The sequence below is a fragment of the Amycolatopsis echigonensis genome, assembly GCF_002846615.1.
Taxonomy (GTDB): Bacteria; Actinomycetota; Actinomycetes; order Mycobacteriales; family Pseudonocardiaceae; genus Amycolatopsis; species Amycolatopsis echigonensis.
Genome location: NZ_PJMY01000003.1, coordinates 1029922 through 1046857 on the forward strand (window position 1 = coordinate 1029922; position 16936 = coordinate 1046857).

Annotated in this window: 16 protein-coding genes and 1 riboswitch; of the genes, 2 read left to right on the plus strand and 14 right to left on the minus strand. The window is 69.4% G+C overall.

Going from position 1 to position 16936, the window contains the following annotated elements:
- Positions 1–34 precede the first annotated feature (34 nt).
- From gcvP to ATK30_RS09355, 5 genes are all read right to left on the minus strand, one after another.
- Positions 35–2866, minus strand: coding sequence for an aminomethyl-transferring glycine dehydrogenase (gene gcvP, locus ATK30_RS09340; protein ID WP_101440723.1), 2832 nt, complete (start codon positions 2864–2866; stop codon positions 35–37).
- A gap of 43 nt (positions 2867–2909) precedes the next feature.
- Positions 2910–3011, minus strand: a riboswitch (glycine riboswitch).
- A 242-nt stretch (positions 3012–3253) separates the two neighbouring features.
- Positions 3254–4021, minus strand: coding sequence for a 3-oxoacyl-ACP reductase (locus ATK30_RS45570; protein ID WP_182892139.1), 768 nt, complete (start codon positions 4019–4021; stop codon positions 3254–3256).
- A 6-nt stretch (positions 4022–4027) separates the two neighbouring features.
- Positions 4028–5392 (minus strand): aldehyde dehydrogenase family protein, encoded by a 1365-nt coding sequence (locus ATK30_RS45575; RefSeq protein ID WP_208637306.1) that lies wholly within the window; start codon positions 5390–5392, stop codon positions 4028–4030.
- Positions 5389–6102: a gamma-glutamyl-gamma-aminobutyrate hydrolase family protein gene (locus ATK30_RS09350; protein ID WP_101435241.1), complete on the minus strand. Its 714-nt coding sequence runs from the start codon at positions 6100–6102 to the stop codon at positions 5389–5391. The genes ATK30_RS45575 and ATK30_RS09350 overlap by 4 nt, the downstream gene beginning before the upstream one ends.
- Positions 6083–7447: a glutamine synthetase family protein gene (locus tag ATK30_RS09355; RefSeq protein WP_208637307.1), complete on the minus strand. Its 1365-nt coding sequence runs from the start codon at positions 7445–7447 to the stop codon at positions 6083–6085. The genes ATK30_RS09350 and ATK30_RS09355 overlap by 20 nt, the downstream gene beginning before the upstream one ends.
- A gap of 238 nt (positions 7448–7685) precedes the next feature.
- Here ATK30_RS09355 and ATK30_RS09360 point away from each other — a divergent pair, with 238 nt between their 5' ends.
- The gene (locus tag ATK30_RS09360) at positions 7686–8207 is read left to right on the plus strand and encodes a YflT domain-containing protein (protein WP_101435243.1); all 522 of its coding nucleotides are present in this window, start codon (positions 7686–7688) and stop codon (positions 8205–8207) included.
- Between the two features lie 656 nt (positions 8208–8863).
- Here ATK30_RS09360 and ATK30_RS09365 read toward each other — a convergent pair.
- The 9 genes from ATK30_RS09365 to rsmD all read right to left on the minus strand — a co-directional run bounded on the left by ATK30_RS09365 (position 8864) and on the right by rsmD (position 14663).
- Positions 8864–9148, minus strand: coding sequence for a hypothetical protein (locus ATK30_RS09365; protein WP_244194568.1), 285 nt, complete (start codon positions 9146–9148; stop codon positions 8864–8866).
- A 26-nt stretch (positions 9149–9174) separates the two neighbouring features.
- Positions 9175–10035: a bifunctional DNA-formamidopyrimidine glycosylase/DNA-(apurinic or apyrimidinic site) lyase gene (mutM, locus tag ATK30_RS09370; protein WP_101435244.1), complete on the minus strand. Its 861-nt coding sequence runs from the start codon at positions 10033–10035 to the stop codon at positions 9175–9177.
- Between the two features lie 109 nt (positions 10036–10144).
- Entirely contained in the window at positions 10145–10885 is a 741-nt protein-coding gene (rnc, locus tag ATK30_RS09375; RefSeq protein WP_183124320.1) for a ribonuclease III, read from the minus strand.
- Between the two features lie 14 nt (positions 10886–10899).
- Positions 10900–11082 carry a 50S ribosomal protein L32 gene (gene rpmF / locus ATK30_RS09380; RefSeq protein WP_009074209.1) on the minus strand — a complete coding sequence of 61 codons (183 nt, stop codon included), beginning with the start codon at positions 11080–11082 and terminating at the stop codon, positions 10900–10902.
- A 74-nt stretch (positions 11083–11156) separates the two neighbouring features.
- Positions 11157–11774, minus strand: coding sequence for a YceD family protein (locus tag ATK30_RS09385; protein WP_101435246.1), 618 nt, complete (start codon positions 11772–11774; stop codon positions 11157–11159).
- A gap of 47 nt (positions 11775–11821) precedes the next feature.
- Positions 11822–12547 carry a DivIVA domain-containing protein gene (locus ATK30_RS09390; RefSeq protein ID WP_101440724.1) on the minus strand — a complete coding sequence of 242 codons (726 nt, stop codon included), beginning with the start codon at positions 12545–12547 and terminating at the stop codon, positions 11822–11824.
- A 153-nt stretch (positions 12548–12700) separates the two neighbouring features.
- Entirely contained in the window at positions 12701–13420 is a 720-nt protein-coding gene (locus tag ATK30_RS09395; RefSeq protein WP_101435247.1) for a ribonuclease domain-containing protein, read from the minus strand.
- A gap of 141 nt (positions 13421–13561) precedes the next feature.
- On the minus strand, positions 13562–14044 hold the full coding sequence (coaD, locus tag ATK30_RS09400) for a pantetheine-phosphate adenylyltransferase (RefSeq protein ID WP_101435248.1): 483 nt from the start codon (positions 14042–14044) through the stop codon (positions 13562–13564).
- A gap of 52 nt (positions 14045–14096) precedes the next feature.
- Positions 14097–14663, minus strand: coding sequence for a 16S rRNA (guanine(966)-N(2))-methyltransferase RsmD (gene rsmD, locus ATK30_RS09405; RefSeq protein ID WP_183124321.1), 567 nt, complete (start codon positions 14661–14663; stop codon positions 14097–14099).
- Positions 14664–14788: 125 nt separating this feature from the next.
- On the opposite strand from rsmD, the gene ATK30_RS09410 reads away from it, so the two are divergent.
- Complete coding sequence (locus ATK30_RS09410) at positions 14789–16912, plus strand: HelD family protein (protein ID WP_101435250.1); 2124 nt, start codon at positions 14789–14791, stop codon at positions 16910–16912.
- Positions 16913–16936 lie beyond the last annotated feature (24 nt).

Sequence of the window (16936 nt, forward strand, 5' to 3'; positions counted from 1 at the left end):
GGAAGCCTTTCGTTGTCGCGAGCGGAGAGCGCGCTCACGCGTCGTACGCGTCGAGGGGCGGGCAGGAGCAGACGAGGTTGCGGTCGCCGCGCGCGCCGTCGATCCGCCGCACCGGCGGCCAGTACTTGGTCCTGCGCGCCACACCGACCGGGTACACCGCCAGCTCGCGGTCGTAGTCCGCGGTCCACTCGCCGACGACCGACGACGCGGTGTGCGGCGCGCCGCGCAGCGGGCTCGTCTCGGCGGTCCAGCGACCGGCGGCGACCTCGTCGATCTCGTGCCGGATGGCGATCATCGCCTCGCAGAACCGGTCGATCTCGGCCAGGTCCTCGCTCTCGGTCGGCTCCACCATCAGCGTGCCCGCGACCGGGAACGACATGGTCGGCGCGTGGAAGCCGTAGTCGATGAGCCGCTTCGCGACGTCGTCCACGGTCACGCCGGTTTCCTTCGTGATGCCGCGCAGGTCGAGGATGCACTCGTGCGCGACCAGGCCGTCCTGGCCGGTGTAGAGCACCGGGTAGTGCGGCGCGAGCCGGGCGGCGATGTAGTTGGCCGCGAGCACCGCGACCTTGGTGGCCTCGGTGAGCCCGGGCGCGCCCATCATCCGCACGTACGCCCAGGAAATCGGCAGGATCGACGCCGAGCCGTACGGCGCGCCGCTGATCGGGCCGACGCCGGTGTCAGGTCCGGCCAGCTCCAGCAGCGGGTGGTTGGGCAGGTACGGCGCGAGGTGCTCGCGCGCCGCGACCGGGCCGACGCCCGGGCCGCCGCCGCCGTGCGGGATGCAGAACGTCTTGTGCAGGTTCAGGTGCGAGACGTCGCCGCCGAACTCGCCCGGCTTCGCCAGGCCCAGCAGGGCGTTGAGGTTCGCGCCGTCGACGTACACCTGTCCGCCGCCGTCGTGCACGATCTTGGCGAGCCGCTCGATGCCGTGCTCGTAGACGCCGTGCGTGGACGGATAGGTGACCATGATCGCGGCCAGGTCGGCGCTGTGCTGGTCCACTTTGGACTGCAGGTCTTCGAGGTCGACGTTGCCCTCGTCGGTGCACTTGACCACGACCACGCGCATCCCGGCGAGCACCGCGGACGCGGCGTTGGTGCCGTGCGCGGACGACGGGATCAGGCAGACGTCGCGCTCGGGCTGTCCGTTCGCCTGGTGGTAGGCGCGGATGGCCAGCAACCCGGCGAGTTCGCCCTGGCTGCCCGCGTTCGGCTGCAGCGACACCTGGTCGTAGCCGGTGACCTCGGCCAGCCAGCCGGACAGCTGGCGGACCAGCTCGTGGTAGCCCTCGGCGTCCTCGGCCGGCGCGAACGGGTGGATCCCCGCGAACTCGCGCCAGCTGATCGGCTCCATTTCGGTGGTGGCGTTGAGCTTCATCGTGCAGGAGCCGAGCGGGATCATCCCGCGGTCGAGCGCGAAGTCCTGGTCGGCGAGACGGCGCAGGTAACGCAGCATCGACGTCTCAGACCGGTGGCTGCTGAACACCTCGTGCGTCAGGTAGCCGCTCTCGCGCGCGAGGCCGTTCGGGAGCGCCTGCGCGGCTTCCCACGCACTGTCGACGCCGAAGGCGCGAAGCACCTTCGCCAGCGTGTCGGGACGCGTGACCTCGTCGCAGGCGATACGGACGTGGTCGGCGTCGATGTGGCCGAGGTTGATCCCCGCTTCGCGCGCAGCCGCGTGCATCTCAGCAGCACGGCCAGGCACCTTCGCGACGACAGTGTCAAAGAAGGCCTCGTGCACGACCTCGACACCGCCGGCGCGCAGCGCGTTTGCGAGACCGGCCGCGAGGCCGTGGACCCGCGTCGCGATCGCCTTCAGCCCCTCGGGACCGTGGTAGACCGCGTACATCGCAGCGAGCACCGCGGGCAGCACCTGGGCGGTACAGATGTTGGAGGTCGCCTTCTCGCGACGGATGTGCTGTTCGCGCGTCTGCAGCGCGAGGCGGTACGCAGTGTTCCCGTCCGCGTCCACGGACACACCGACGAGACGGCCGGGCAGCGAACGCTCCAGACCAGCGCGCACCGCCATGTATCCGGCGTGCGGACCGCCGTAGCCCAGCGGCACGCCGAAGCGTTGCGTAGAGCCGACGGCGACGTCCGCGCCGAACTCGCCGGGCGCGGCGATCATGGTGAGCGCGAGCAGGTCGGCAGCGACCGCGTACACCGCGCCCGCGGCCTTCGCCGCTTCGGAAACCGCGTGGTAGAAACCGCGTCCGCGCAGCACACCGGACGCGCCGGGGTACTGCACGACAACGCCGAAGAACTCCTCGGGCAGCCCGGTGAGCAGGTCGCGCACCTGCACGTCGATGCCGAGACCGGCGGCGCGCGTCCGCACGACCTCGATGGTCTGCGGAAGGACCTCGGAGTCGAGAACGACCACATTGGACTTCGACTTCGACGCGCGGCGCATCAGCGTCATCGCCTCGGCGACGGCGGTGGATTCGTCGAGCATCGAGGCGTTGGCGATCGCCAGCCCGGTCAGGTCGGACACCGCGGTCTGGAAGTTCAGCAGCGCTTCGAGCCGTCCCTGCGAGATCTCCGGCTGGTAGGGCGTGTACGCGGTGTACCAGGCCGGGTTCTCCAGCACGTTGCGGCGGATGACACCCGGCGTGACGGTGTCGGAGTAGCCGAGGCCGATCATCTGCGTCATCGGCCGGTTGCGCGCGGCGAGCGCGCGCAGTTCGGCGGTGGCCTCTTCCTCGGACGCGGGCACGGGAAGCGCCAGGTCACCGGCCGTGCGGATGGCGGACGGCACCGCCGCTTCCACGAGGGCGTCCAGGCTTCCGTAACCGCATTCGGCGAGCATCTTCGCCCGCTCGGCCTCGCCGGGACCGATGTGGCGGGTGTCGAAGGGGGTGGAGGTGATGGGAGCTCCTCGGGACGGGCACCGGGCGCGGCGGTGCACTGGGAACTCCCCCTCTGTCATGGGCACCTGAGAGTTTCACCGCGCGCTCGGCACGGCTTTCACCTTGGGTGAGGCGCGGGTGCGCCTGCTTTCCAGAGTGGCCTCGCCGAAAGCGGTAGCGGTTACCTGAGAGATTCCGGGGAGTTTGCTCCTTCGGTGTCCCACTGATCGCATGGGACTCTCCCGCTCCGGCTCGAACGGCCCAGTATTCGATTGTGGGTGCGGCCACCTTACCTGCCGCTTCACGCGCCAGTCTACCGCGCCGGGCCTACGCCACACCCCCTGCCAAAGGTCCGTGAAGGGCTCCTTGAGGGAATCCGATTCTCTCAAGGAGCCCTTCACGGACAGTCACAGCGGCGTTACGTAGGCACCGGAGATGCCGCCGTCGACCAGGAATTGCGCGGCGGTGATGAAGCTGGCGTCGTCGCTGGCCAGGAAGGCCACCGCGGCGGCGATCTCCTCCGGTTCGGCGAACCGGCCGACCGGGACGTGCACCAGCCGCCGGGCCGCGCGCTCCGGGTCCTTCGCGAAGAGCTCCTTCAGCAGCGGCGTGTTGACCGGCCCCGGGCACAGCGCGTTGACCCGGATGTTCTCGCGCGCGAACTGCACGCCCAGCTCGCGAGTCATGGCGAGCACGCCGCCTTTCGAAGCGGTGTAAGAAATCTGCGACGTCGCGGCTCCCATCACGGCCACGAACGACGCGGTGTTCACGATCGAACCGCGGCCTTGGCGCTGCATGTGCGGCAGGACGGCCTTGCAGCACAGGTACACCGACGTCAGATTGACCCGCTGCACCTTCTCCCAGGCTTCGATGCCGGTGGTGAGGATCGAATCGTCCTCGGGCGGCGAGATGCCCGCGTTGTTGAACGCGACGTCGACCGCGCCGAACTCGTCGACCGTCGTCTGGAAAAGGGCCTCGACCTGGTCGGCGTCGGTGACGTCGACCTGGACGAAGGCCCCGCCCACCGCGTCGGCGGCCGCCTTGCCCTGCTCCGGCGTGACGTCGCCGATGACCACCTTCGCGCCTTCGCTCGCGAGTCGCTTGGCGGTGGCGAGGCCGATGCCGCTCGCGCCGCCGGTGATCACCGCGACGCGGCCGTCAAAACGCTGCACCATCGTGGGTCATTCCTCCGTGCTCAGAAAGACGTTCTTGGTTTCGGTGAAGGCAGCCGCGGCATCCGGGCCCAGTTCGCGGCCGAGACCGGACTGCTTGAAGCCGCCGAAGGGCGTCCAGTAGCGGACCGAAGAGTGCGAATTCACCGACAGGTTCCCGGATTCGACGCCGCGTGCGACGCGGAAGGCGCGGCCGACGTCGCGGGTCCAGATCGAGCCGGACAGGCCGTATTCGGTGTCGTTGGCCATCCGCAGTGCCTCGGCTTCGTCGCGGAAGCGGACCACCGCGACGACCGGGCCGAAGATCTCGTCACGGGCCAGCGGATCGTCCAGTCCCGGCGGGAGCACGACTGTCGGCGGGAACCAGTAACCCGGCCCGGACGGTGCGCTGCCGCGGAAGGCGACCGGCGTCTGCCCGGTGACGTAGGAGGAGACTTTGGCGTGGTGGTCCGCGGAAATCAGCGGGCCCATCTCGGTCGCCTCGTCGCCCGGATCGCCGACGACCACGCCTTGCACGGCGGGTTCCAGCAGTTCGAGGAACCGGTCGTACACGGTGTCCTGCACCAGGATCAGCGACCGCGCGCAGCAGTCCTGCCCGGCGTTGTCGAACACCCCGTACGGTGCGGTCGCCGCGGCCTTTTCCAAGTCGGCGTCAGCGAACACGATGTTGGCGTTCTTGCCGCCCAGCTCCAGCGTCACCCGCTTCACCTGCGCCGCGCAGCCCGCCATCACCTGCTTGCCGACCTCGGTGGACCCGGTGAACACGACCTTGCGCACCGCCGGATGCGTGACAAACCGTTGCCCGACAACGGATCCCTTGCCCGGCAGCACCTGGAAGACGTCCTCCGGGATGCCCGCCTCGCGAGCGAGTTCGGCCAGCCGCAGCGCGGTGAGCGGCGTCAGCTCGGCCGGTTTGAGCACGACCGTGTTGCCCGCCGCGAGCGCCGGCGCGAAGCCCCAGCCCGCGATCGGCATCGGGAAGTTCCACGGCACGATCACGCCGACCACGCCCAGCGGCTCGTGGAAGGTCACGTTGACGCCGCCGTCGACCGGGATCTGCTTGCCCAGCAACCGTTCCGGCGCGCCCGCGGAGTATTCGAGCAGGTCGCGCACGTTGCCCGCTTCCCAGCGAGCGTTGCCGATGGTGTGCCCGGAGTTCTCGACCTCGAGCCGCGCAAGGTGCTCGATGTCCGCGTCGACCGCGTCCGCGAACCGGCGCAGCAGCCTTGCCCGATCGCCTGGGGCGACTGCTCGCCAGGCCGGGAACGCGGCGTGCGCGCGGGCGATCGCGGCGTCGGTCTCCGCCTCGCTGGTCAACTCGACCTGGCGCACCACTTCCGCGGTCGCCGGGTTGCGCACCTCGAACGTCGTCATTTCCCCTCCTGCGCGGCGTTCACCAGCGCGGCGAACAGCCGTACGTCGTCGCCGTCCTGTTCCGGATGCCACTGCACGCCGAGCACGAACTCCCCCGGCACCTCGGCGGCCTCGATCGTCCCGTCCGCCGCGTGGCCGGACGCGATCAACCCGGAGCCGAGCCGGTCGATGGCCTGATGGTGGTAGCACTGGACTTTTGTTTCCTGGCCCAGAATCGCTGCCGCCCGGGTGCCGTCGACCAGGGTGACCGTGCTGGTGCCGAACGTCGCCGGAGCTGGCTGATGCGTCGTGTCCCCCAGGGTTTCCGGCAGATGCTGCGAGAGCGTGCCGCCGAGCGCGACGCTGATCACCTGCAGGCCGCGGCACACGCCGAGCACCGGTTTTCCGGCCGCGCGCGCCGCCTCGAACAAGCCGAACTCGAACGCGTCGCGCTCCGGGCGGATGTAGGTCGCGGGGTGCGGTTCCTGGTCGTAATGGCTGGGTTCAACGTCCGCGCCGCCGGTGAGCACGAGACCGTCGATGCGCTCGACGAGGCTGGCGTATTTGTCCGTCACTGGCGGCAACAGCACCGGAATCCCGCCCGCCTTGACCACGCAGTCCGCGTACACCCGGTGCAGCAGCGTCGCTTCGGTGTCCCAGGCCAGGAACTTCGCTCGTTCCGAATAGGTGCTGAGCCCGATGACCGGCGGGTCAGAGTCGTTCGAAACCACGGATGCGCTCCCAATCGGTCACAGCTCGCTCGTACGCTTCGCGCTCGATCCGCGCGGCGTTGAGGTAATGGTCGACTACATCGGCACCGAAGGCATCTCGCGCGATACGGCTGCCTTCGAGGACTTGAGCGGCTTCAGCGAGCGTAACGGGCACAGTGGGTTTGTCGGACGCGTACGCGTTGCCGACGAACTCAGGCTCCAACGGCAGTTCGTTCTCGATGCCGTGCAGCCCCGCAGCGATCATCGCGGCGACTGCGAGGTACGGGTTCACGTCTCCGCCGGGTACGCGGTTCTCGACGCGCAACCCGTCACCGTGTCCGACAACGCGCAACGCGCACGTACGGTTGTCCGTGCCCCACGCGATCGCTGTCGGCGCGAAGCTGCCAGGTACGTAACGCTTGTACGAGTTGATGTTCGGGGCGAAGAAGTAGGTCAGCTCGCGCAACGCATCGAGCTGTCCGGCAAGGAAGTGCTGCATCAGCTTCGAGAAGCCGTGGTCGCCGTCGCCGGGAAGCACCGCTTCGCCGGACTTGCCGCGAAGGCTCAGGTGGATGTGGCAGGAGTTGCCCTCGCGTTCGTTGTACTTCGCCATGAACGTGAGGCTCTTGCCCTCCTGCGCGGCGATCTCCTTCGCACCGTTCTTGTAGATGCCGTGGTTGTCGCACGTCGTGAGCGCGTCGGCGTAGCGGAAGGCGATCTCGTGCTGACCCGGGTTGCACTCGCCCTTCGCCGACTCCGGGTACAGACCCGCGCCCGCCATCCCGTTGCGGATCCGGCGCAGGAGCGGCTCGACGCGCGCGGTGCCGAGCATGGAGTAGTCGACGTTGTACTGATTGGACGGTTTGAGGTCCTGGTAGCCCTTGTCCCACGCGGACTCGTAGGAGTCGTCGAACACGATGAACTCGAGCTCCGTGCCCACGTACGCCGTCAGGTCGTGCTCGGCGAGCCGGTCGAGCTGACGGCGCAGCACCTGGCGCGGCGAAACGGAAACCGGGCCGCCCTGCACGCGCTCGACGTCCGCGAGCACCAGCGCGGTGCCCTCCTGCCACGGAATCTCCCGCAGCGTCGCGAAATCCGGCCGGAGCACGAAGTCGCCGTAGCCGCTCTGCCAGGACGAGATGTCGTAGCCGTCGACGGTGTTCATGTCGACGTCCACCGCGAGCAGGTAGTTGCACGCCTCGGTCGCGTGGCCGGCCACCTCCTCGAGGAAGTACTCCGCCGAACACCGCTTGCCCTGAAGGCGCCCCTGCATGTCGGTGAGCGCGACGAGCACCGTGTCGATCGTGCCCGCCGTCACCCGTTCGCGGAGAGCTTCGAGCGTGAGCATTCCTCGCCTGGCCGCCATCGCATCGCCCCAAAGGTTCGGATCAGGTCCTTTGCGGCTTCTTCCTACCGGGCCGCCGGGGCCGGGTCAATCCGCTGAAAGGTATTTTCCTAGACCTTTAAACGGCCGGTTGACTAGCCTCACCCGCCCGGCGCCTGCTATGTCCGGCTTGCCCGGCTGAGAAGATACTGTGAATCCGGTGCGTCCGGGACCAAATCCGCCGCCTCGTGCGTTGGACCGGGCAAGAGAGGTGAGAGGGATGACTGAAGCATTCACGCAGACCACGTTCAGCCAGCAGCAGGCGCGGTCGCAGCTCCCGACGCTGCCCACCGGGTGGCCGATCGGGTCGTACGAGTCCTACGAACAGGCCCAGCAGGCCGTCGACCACCTCGCGAACGCTGATTTCCCGGTCACCGACGTCACGATCGTCGGGGTCCAGCCGATGCTCGTCGAGCGCATCGCGGGCAGGATGAGCTGGAGCCGGATGCTCAGCAGCGCGGCCATGTCCGGCGCGGTGTTCGGCCTGTTCCTTGGCCTGGTGCTGAGCATGCTCAACCCGGCCGCCGGGCTGCTGTCCATCGTGCTCGGCCTGGCCGCGGGTGTCGTGTTCAACGTCGCCTTCGGCGCGCTGGGCTACGCGGCGAACCGCAACAAGCGCGGCTTCATCTCGCAGAGCCAGCTGGTCGCGCAGCGCTATGACGTGCTGTCGCAGCCGCGCAACGCCGAGAAGGGCCGTCAGCTGCTGGCGGACCTGGCCGCGCGCTCCGCGTTCAACCACTGAGTTTCGATACTCGCCTCCCGGGCGTCCGGGCCGTTCGCGGCCGGGGCGCCCGGTTTCGCGTTCCAGGGCCTCGCCACAGGGTCGGCGACTGATCCGGTTGGGTCCCGGGCAAGGTGAAGCGGTATCGCGCTCCGGGCCGCTTCGCGAGACGCGCCGAGGGTTCGGCGAGAAACCGGCCTGGCCACCCGCCCGACTCCGGCGCTCCGGGGCTCCTCGCGAGACACAGGCTTCACCGCAAGACTGGCCTAGCCACCCGAACCTGACTCCGGCACGCCACTCCCCTCGCGAGACCCGCCGAGAGTTGAGCGCGAAACCGGCCTGCCACACAAACCCGGCTCAGGGGCCGCGAGATGCACGGAGGCGCTGGCCAGAGACCGTCCGGCCGAGCAAATCCGGCTCCGGCAGCCCAGTCGCGCCTCGCGAAACCGGCCATGCCCCTGCCGAGCGCCCGCGTCAGGCCCGCAGTCTGCGCTGGAGGCGGCTTCCGGAGCTGTCGCGGCGGGGTCGGCGAACGTCGCGGCTTCGGGCGCAGCCGAGGTGCCGGTCAAGTCTCGACCTCCGCTCCCCGCCCCGAGCCGATCTACCTTGTCGGCGGAGCAGGCTTCACCGGGCCGGTCGGCGGCACCGGGACCCGGATATCGCCGACGCTTTCGGGATCACCGCCGCGAACGGCACCCCGCGTCCTCCCGGCAGTAGCCGCGATAACCGTTGACGTTCCCCCGATCATCCTGCACCCCCTCGACGACCTTCGGACGCGGGAACTGGTTGTCCTGCCCGATCATCTGGCTCGTGCCGGTGTCCTTGTCGCAGCCGTAGCGCGTGATCGTGAGCGGGCGGCCGCGATCGTTGTATACGTAGACGTTCTCGAGCGATTTGCCGTTCGCGTCGAAGACGTTTCGACGGCCGCGGAACGCAATGCCCGCTGGCAGACTCGGCCGCACTCGGCTGTGTGGGCACCGACCAGCAGCTACGCCGCCCGTGCCCGCCGCTGGCACCTCGGGCACGAAAACGACGACCGGTTCATGAACGGTTCCCTCCGGATCGGCGACCCGCATCGACGGCACGGCATCCCCTCCTGGCCGTACGCGTCGAGCGAACGCTCGAAGTACCCCGATTGCCCGTTCACATTCACATAAAGCGCGTCGAACGACGTCCCACCCGCGAGCAACGCCGCCGCCATCACGTCGCTCGCCGCGGACAGCAGCGTTCGCCCTTGCGCGGCAGTGAGTTTCTCGGTCGGCCGCGACCAATGCAGCTTGGCGCGCCACAACGCTTCGTCCGCGTAGATGTTGCCCACCCCGGACACCAGCGTCTGATCGAGCAGCGCGCGTTTCACCTCGGTCCGGCGGGAACGCAGCGCACGCACCGCCGCCTCCGGATCGAACTTCGGGTCCATCGGGTCACGGGCGATGTGCGCGATGGTGCCGGGCAGGCTGTCGCCGTCGACCTCGACCAGTTCGTCCAGGGCCAGGCCGCCGAACGTGCGCTGGTCGACGAAGCGCAGTTCCGGTCCCCCGTCGGCGAACCGGACCCGGACGCGCAGGTGTTTCTCGTCCGGCGCGTCCTCGGCCTGCACCAGCATCTGGCCGCTCATGCCGAGATGAGCCAGCACCGCCTCGCCGTCGGACAGTTCCAGCCACAGGTATTTGCCGCGCCGCCGGGCCGCCTCGATCGTGACTCCGGCGAGGCGTCCGGTGAAGTCGGCGGCTCCTTGCGCGTGCCGCCGGATGGCGCGGTCGTGCAGCACCTCGACGGCCCGGACGGTACGGCCGGCGACGTGCGCTTCGAGACCGGCGCGGACGGTCTCGACCTCGGGTAGTTCGGGCATGCGCTCATTCTGCCTGGCACCCCCGACAAAAAACGGGGACCCGTGCCCCGGCAACGAAAACGGGGCCGGCCGACATCGAGTCGGCCAGCCCCGGAAAGAGTGAAACGCGTCAGCTCGCGTCGTCGCCCGTGCCGAGTTCCTCCGACAGGGCCCGCCAGGCGGTCTCCGCGGCCTTCTGCTCGGCTTCCTTCTTCGTGGTGCCGGTGCCTTCGCCCAGCGCGCGGCCCGCCACCAGCACGGTGGCGGTGAATTCCTTGCGGTGGTCCGGACCGCTGTCCTCGACGCGGTACTCGGGCACGCCGAGCCCCCCGGACGCGGTCAGCTCCTGCAGGCTGGTCTTCCAGTCGAGGCCTGCCCCGCGCAGCGGAGCCTCGGCCAGCAACCCGTCGAAGAGGTGGTGCACGAGCTTGCGCGCGACCTCGATGCCGTGCGCGAGGTACGTGGCGCCGATGACGGCTTCGAGACCGTCGGCGAGAATGCTCGCCTTGTCCCGGCCGCCGGTGAGCTCTTCGCCCTTGCCCAGCAGCAGATGCGCCCCAAGCCCGCCCTCGCCGAGCCCGCGCGCGACGCCGGCCAGCGCGTGCATGTTGACGACGCTGGCGCGCAGCTTCGCGAGCTGGCCCTCGGGCAGGTCGGGGTGGGTGGTGTAGAGATGGTCGGTGACGACGAGGCCGAGCACCGCGTCTCCGAGGAACTCCAGTCGCTCGTTCGGCGGCAGGCCGCCGTGCTCGTACGCGTACGAGCGGTGGGTGAGCGAAAGACGGAGCAGCTCGGGGTCGAGTTCGACCCCGAGCGCCTCGAGCAACGATGCGGGATCGGCCGCGGGTCCTCCGACGGGCTTACCCCCCATGGTCGGCTGCCCGCTCAGGCGGGCTCGACGACCTGGCGGCCGTTGTGCTGGCCGCAAGCCGGGCAAGCGACGTGCTGGATTTTCGGCTGGCGGCAGGCGCGGTTGGAGCAGGGCACCAGCTGAACCGGAGCCGCCTTCCACTGGCTGCGGCGGGAGCGCGTGTTGGATCGCGACATCTTCCGCTTCGGGACGGCCACGAGTAGATCTCCTTCAAACGGTCTGCTCGCGGGTGCGAGCGAACTTACTTCTCCCGGATCGAGCTGGACGCTCGTCAGGCTTGCTCTCCGGAGCCGTGCGCAGGCTTTTCGCCCGCGTTCTCGTCGAATCGCTCGACCAGCGCGGCCCACCGAGGGTCTATCTTCTCATGCCCGTGTCCGGGCTCGAGATCGGCCCACTTGACGCCGCATTCGACGCACAGTCCGGGGCAGTCCTCGCGGCACAGCGGGGCGAGCGGAAGCGCCAGCACCACGGCGTCGCGGACGGTCGGCTCGAGGTCGATCCGGTCGTCGACCAGGCGAGGGATCTCGTCCTCGTCGGTAGTCTCCTCGGTGGCCGAGCCCGGGTAGGCGAACAGCTCGGTGAGGTCCACCTCGATGTGCTCGGTCACCGGGTCGAGGCAGCGCGAGCACTCGCCGGTGGCCACGGCCGCGGCGGTGCCGGTGACGAGGACGCCCTCGACGACGGATTCGAGCATCAGGTCGAGCTCGACGGGCTCGCCTTCGCGGATTTCGAGCACGCCCGGCACGCCGAGCGAGGTCGGCACGGGCGCGCTGCGGCGCAGCTCCCGGCTGAGTCCCGCGCGGCGGCCGAGCTCACGGGTGTCGACCACCCAGGGGCTGCGGTCGTCGAGCTGCGCGGGGCGGGGGTTCTGGGCAGGGTTTTCGGACATCGCCTACCAGCGTACGCAGGCCCCGCGCACATCGCTGCGGCGGCTGGTCAGACCTGGTAGTCGTACAGCGTCGAGCGGCCCCCGCCGTGGCCGGTCGCGGGCGAACGCAGGTGGTTGCGGCCCGAGTCGACGGTGCGCAGCGTGGTGGCCAGCAGTTCGGAGAACTCGGCCAGTTTGCCGTCCACGTACGCGTCGCAGTCGGCGCGCTGACGGTCGGCCTCGGCGTGCGCCTCGTCGACGATGCGCGCGGATTCGGCGTGCGCGGCCTGCACGACCTCGGTCTGCGAGACGAGCCGGGCCTGTTCGGCGCGGGCGTCCTCGATCGCGCGGTCGTAGGCGTCGCGGCCGGCCTGGATCATCCGCTCGGATTCGGCGCGGGACCGTTCGGTGAGGTTCTGGTACTCGGCCTGCCCGCCGGCGACCATGCGCTCGGCCTCGTTGTGCGCGTCGCTCAGCATCTGCTCCGCGCGGGCGCGCGCGTCGGCGAGGATGCGCTCGGCCTCGGACGTCGCGTCCGACACCGTCCGCTCGGCTTCCTCGTTCGCGCCGGCGACGGTCTCCCCCGCCTCCTTGCGCGCGGCCAGCAGCAGGTCGTCGCGTTTGTCGAGAACGTCCTGCGCGTCGTCCACCTCGCCGGGAAGCGCGTCGCGGACGTCGTCGAGCAGCTCGAGGACGTCGCCGCGGGGCACCACGCAGCTGGACGTCATGGGAACCCCACGGGCCTCTTCGACGATCGTGACGAGCTCGTCGAGTGCCTCGAAAACCCGGTACACGGCCACTCCCTCAAGCAGTTTCCCCGATCACTGGCTTCCAGTCTGCCCGCTTCGCAGCCTGAACCGGTGAACGAGCACCCGACCGGGCGTGTCCTGGCATCGGAGGGAAGGGGCGGTCTCACTCGCTGGTGGGACCGCCCCTTCCGGACCGGGTCAGCTGTCGAGATCGATCTTCTGGAAGGTGGCGTAGTGGTCCGGCGTGTAGACGAGCTCGCCGCCCTTGCCGGAGATCACGCGGTCTTCCGAGCCGACGTCGTAGAGCGTGTAGTAGCCGGCGTCGCAGGCGGGCAGGACGCCCTCGCGGTTCTGATAGGTCGTGCCGTCGCTGAGGGTGCCGTTGCGTACGCCGTCGACGACCTGCTGGGCGTCGGCGGAAAGCGTCGAGTAGCCGACCGGGCTCAGCTTCGACAGGTCGCCGCACTTCGTCGGGGTGCTGCCGCCGTCGATGTCGATGACCTGGAAGGTCGCGTAGTGGTCGCCGGTGTAGAAGTACTCGCCGCCCTGGCCGGTCACGATCCGGCGGGTGCCGCGGTTGCTCGCGCCGGGCGTCGGCACGGTGTACTCGTGGTAGTAGCTCGACGAGCAGGAGGGCAGGATCCCCTCGCGGTTGGTGAAGACGACGCCGTCGTTCTTCGGGTACGGGAACGGCCCGTTCGTCTGGATGAGCTTGTAGGTGTCAGTCGCCTCCGGAGGCAGCGCCGACAGCTTGACGTGGGTGAAACCGGACAGGTCGCCGCAGGAGTTCTGCTGCGGCTGCACGGATGCCGGTGCCGCCGGGGAAAGCGGGACGGCCTCCGCGGCCGTGCCGAACCCCAGGAAACCGACCAGCAGTGCGAAAAGGACACCGACTACGCGGCTGCGATTGTTGGTCATTTTCGGACGGTAACCCGATGGGGTGGTCTGCAGAATGACGCGAGGTGAACAGCTTCGGGCCGCGGCCGAAGTCCCGACGAAGGCAGTAATCCGTTCAGGCTAAATCCGCCGCCGGACTGGCGTCCGGGCCCGACGCGGTACTCAGTCCTTTTTGGCGTAGACCGCGAGGAGGCGTTCGTGGACCACCGGCGGCACCAGGTTCTCGATGTCGCCGCCGAGCGCCGCGATCTCCTTGACCAGCGAGCTGGACACGAAGCCGTACGCCGGGTTGTTGGCCATCAGCAGCGTTTCGAGGCCGGTGAGCTCGCGGTTCATCTGGGCCATCTGCAGTTCGTAGTCGAAGTCGCTGACCGAGCGCAGGCCCTTCGCGACCGCGGCGATGTCGTTGTCGCGGCAGTAGTCCACGAGCAGGCCCTGCCACGAATCGACGCGCACGTTCGGCAGCTTCGCGGTGATTTCGCGCAGGATCTCCATGCGTTCCTCGACGCTGAAGAGGCCCTTCTTGCTCTTGTTCACCCCCACCGCGACGACGACCTCGTCGAAGAGCTTCGATGCCCGCTCGATGATGTCGAGATGTCCGTTGGTGGCCGGATCGTAAGAACCGGGACAGACCGCACGCCGCATGGCGCGGACGCTATCAAGCCCCGCCGCCGCGCGCGCTCTCGTGCCGACTGCGTCACACCTCGGATGAGCCGTCGTACTCCGCCCAGTACAGCGCCGTGTCGCCGTAGCGCTTGTCGCGAAGCGGCTTGAACGTCGACGGCCAGTCCGGAGCACCGTCGCGCGCAGCCCGTTCGATCACGGTCAACGCGCCTTCAGCGAGCCAACCGCCGCTGTGTAGCGAAGCGAGCACGGTGCCCAGCGAAGCAGCGTCGACCGCGTACGGCGGGTCTGCGAGCACAACGTCGAACTGCACCGGCGCAGGCGCTGCGACCACTGTCTCGACCTGACCGGCTCGCACCGTGCCGCCTAGCCGCAAATCGGCGACGTTGCCGCGAAGCACGTCTGCCGCCCGACGGTCGGCTTCCACGAACCACGCGTCCGCGGCACCGCGCGAAAGCGCTTCGAGACCGAGCGCGCCCGAGCCGGCGTAGAGGTCGAGCACGCGGGCTCCGTCCAGCTCCCCGGCCACTTCGAGGGCGTTGAACAGTGCTTCCCGCACCCGCTCCGACGTCGGGCGGGTGCCCTTGGGCGGCACCTTCAGCCGCCGTCCGCCCGCCTTCCCCGCCACGATCCTCGTCACCCGGCCATCTTCGCCCAAGGTCGCGATGTGGCGTTGGGCAGGACTTGCCGAACCCTCGCGCGCGGGCGCGTAGAGTCGTCCTTCGCCCTCCAGGGGCGCGTTGATGGAGTTCAAGGGAGCGTTGCGTGTCGGAACCCCGGGTGAGACGGGCTGAGATCGCCGTCGAGCAGGCACACGTGGACCGGGTCTACACGCGGCTCGCCGAGCTGCGGACCCAGGCCGAGGCGATGCGGACCAAGGGCTACGAGCTCGGCCAGGGCGCCCAGCGCGAAGCGATCTTCGAGCAGGCGTCGATGCTGTTCGAGCGCGACATGATGGTCTACCACGCGAACCAGACCCTGCAGACGCTCGACGCCGAGTACGAGGGCCTGGTCTTCGGCAGGCTCGACCACCTCGACCGCGAGCACATCTACGTGGGCCGCCTCGGCATCCGCGACACCGAGTTCGACAACCTGGTCACCGACTGGCGCGCCCCGGCGGCCGCCGCGTTCTACCAGGCCACCGCCGAAGAGCCGATGGACGTCGTGCGCCGCCGGGTGATCCGCTGCTCCGGGCAGACGGTGCTGGACGTGGACGACGACGTGCTGATCGCCGACGCCGTGCCCGAGGACATGCAGATCGTCGGCGAGGGCGCGCTGATGGCCGCGCTGGGCCGCTCGCGCGGCGAGAAGATGCGCGACATCGTGGCCACGATCCAGAAGGAACAGGACGAGGTCATTCGCGCGCCGTGGCGCGGCGTCACCGAGATCACCGGCGGCCCGGGCACCGGAAAGACGGCTGTCGCGCTGCACCGCGCCGCGTACCTGCTGTACCGGCACCGCCGTCAGCTCGGCGGCGCGGGCGTTCTGGTGGTCGGTCCGTCGGGCGTCTTCACCACGTACATCTCGCGCGTGTTGCCTTCGATGGGCGAAACGAACGTAGAGCTGCGCGCGCTCGGCGAAGTGCTCGACGGTCTCGAAGCGACGCGACAGGACACCGCCGCGCTCGCCGCGATCAAGGGTTCGCTTCGGATGCGAAAGGTGCTTCTGCGCGCGTTGCGCGACACCCCGCCCGAAGCGCCGACAGAGCTGAAGATCGTCTATCGCGGCGAAGTCCTGAAGCTCGCCGCGCGCGAGCTGGAGAAGGTGCGGCGCAAGGCGCACACGCAGGGCGCGCCGCCGAACCGGTCGCGCGTACGCGTGGCAGAGCTGCTGCTGGCCGCCCTCGCGGACAAGGCCGAGGAGTACGCGAAGGCGGACGGCAAGGAGATCGACCGCGCGGAGCTGATCACCGATCTCGGCGAGCGCATCGACTTCCACCGCTTCCTCGTGGTGTGGTGGCCGGTGCTGTACCCGGCGCAGGTGCTCAAGTGGCTGGGCAACGAGAAGCGGATGGCCGCGGCGTCGAAGGGCATCTTGAACCGGAACGAGATCAGCCTGCTGTCGGCCGATTTCGCGGACCGTTCGCGTGGCTGGTCGGTCGCCGACGTCGCGTTGCTGGACGAGCTGCGCGTGCTGGTCGGTCCGGAACCGAAGCGCCGCCGTCGCCAGACCGTGGTCGAGGCGGCCCCGGAGCGCGGCGGATCCGGAGGCGCGCCGCACCGTCCGGAGCACTACGACGAGTACTCGCACGTGGTCGTCGACGAATCGCAGGACCTTTCGCCGATGCAGTGGCGGATGATCGGCCGTCGCGGCAAGTACGCGAGCTGGACCGTCGTGGGCGACCCGGTGCAGAGTTCGTGGCCGGATCCAGACGAGGCGGCGCAGGCACGCGACCAGGCGTTCGGCGTGAAGACCACGCGGCGGCGCTTCACGTTGCGCACGAACTACCGGAACTCGGCGGAGATCTTCGACCTGGCGGCGAAGGTCGTGGCCGGGCACGCGCAGGCCGACGAACTGCCCAAGGCCGTGCGCACCACCGGAATCGAGCCGGAGGTCCGGCCGGTCGACCAGGCCGCCTTGGCGACGGCGACGCAGAGCGCGGCGAAGGAACTGCTCGGCGCGGTCGAGGGCACGGTCGGTGTGATCACTGCCATGGACCGCGTCGAAGAGGTCGAGGGCTGGCTCGCCGGGCAGACGGACGAGCGGCTGAAGGTCGTCGGCAGCCTCGATTCGAAGGGCCTCGAGTACGACGCGGTCGTGCTGGTCGAGCCGATGGACCTGGTCACCGAGTCCTCGACTGGGCGGCGCGTGCTGTACGTCGCGCTCACCCGGGCGACCCAGCAGCTGATCGTGCTCGCCTCGAACCCGGATTGGCTGCCGCACGCATAAGCGCGTCAGCCGGGAAGGGAATCG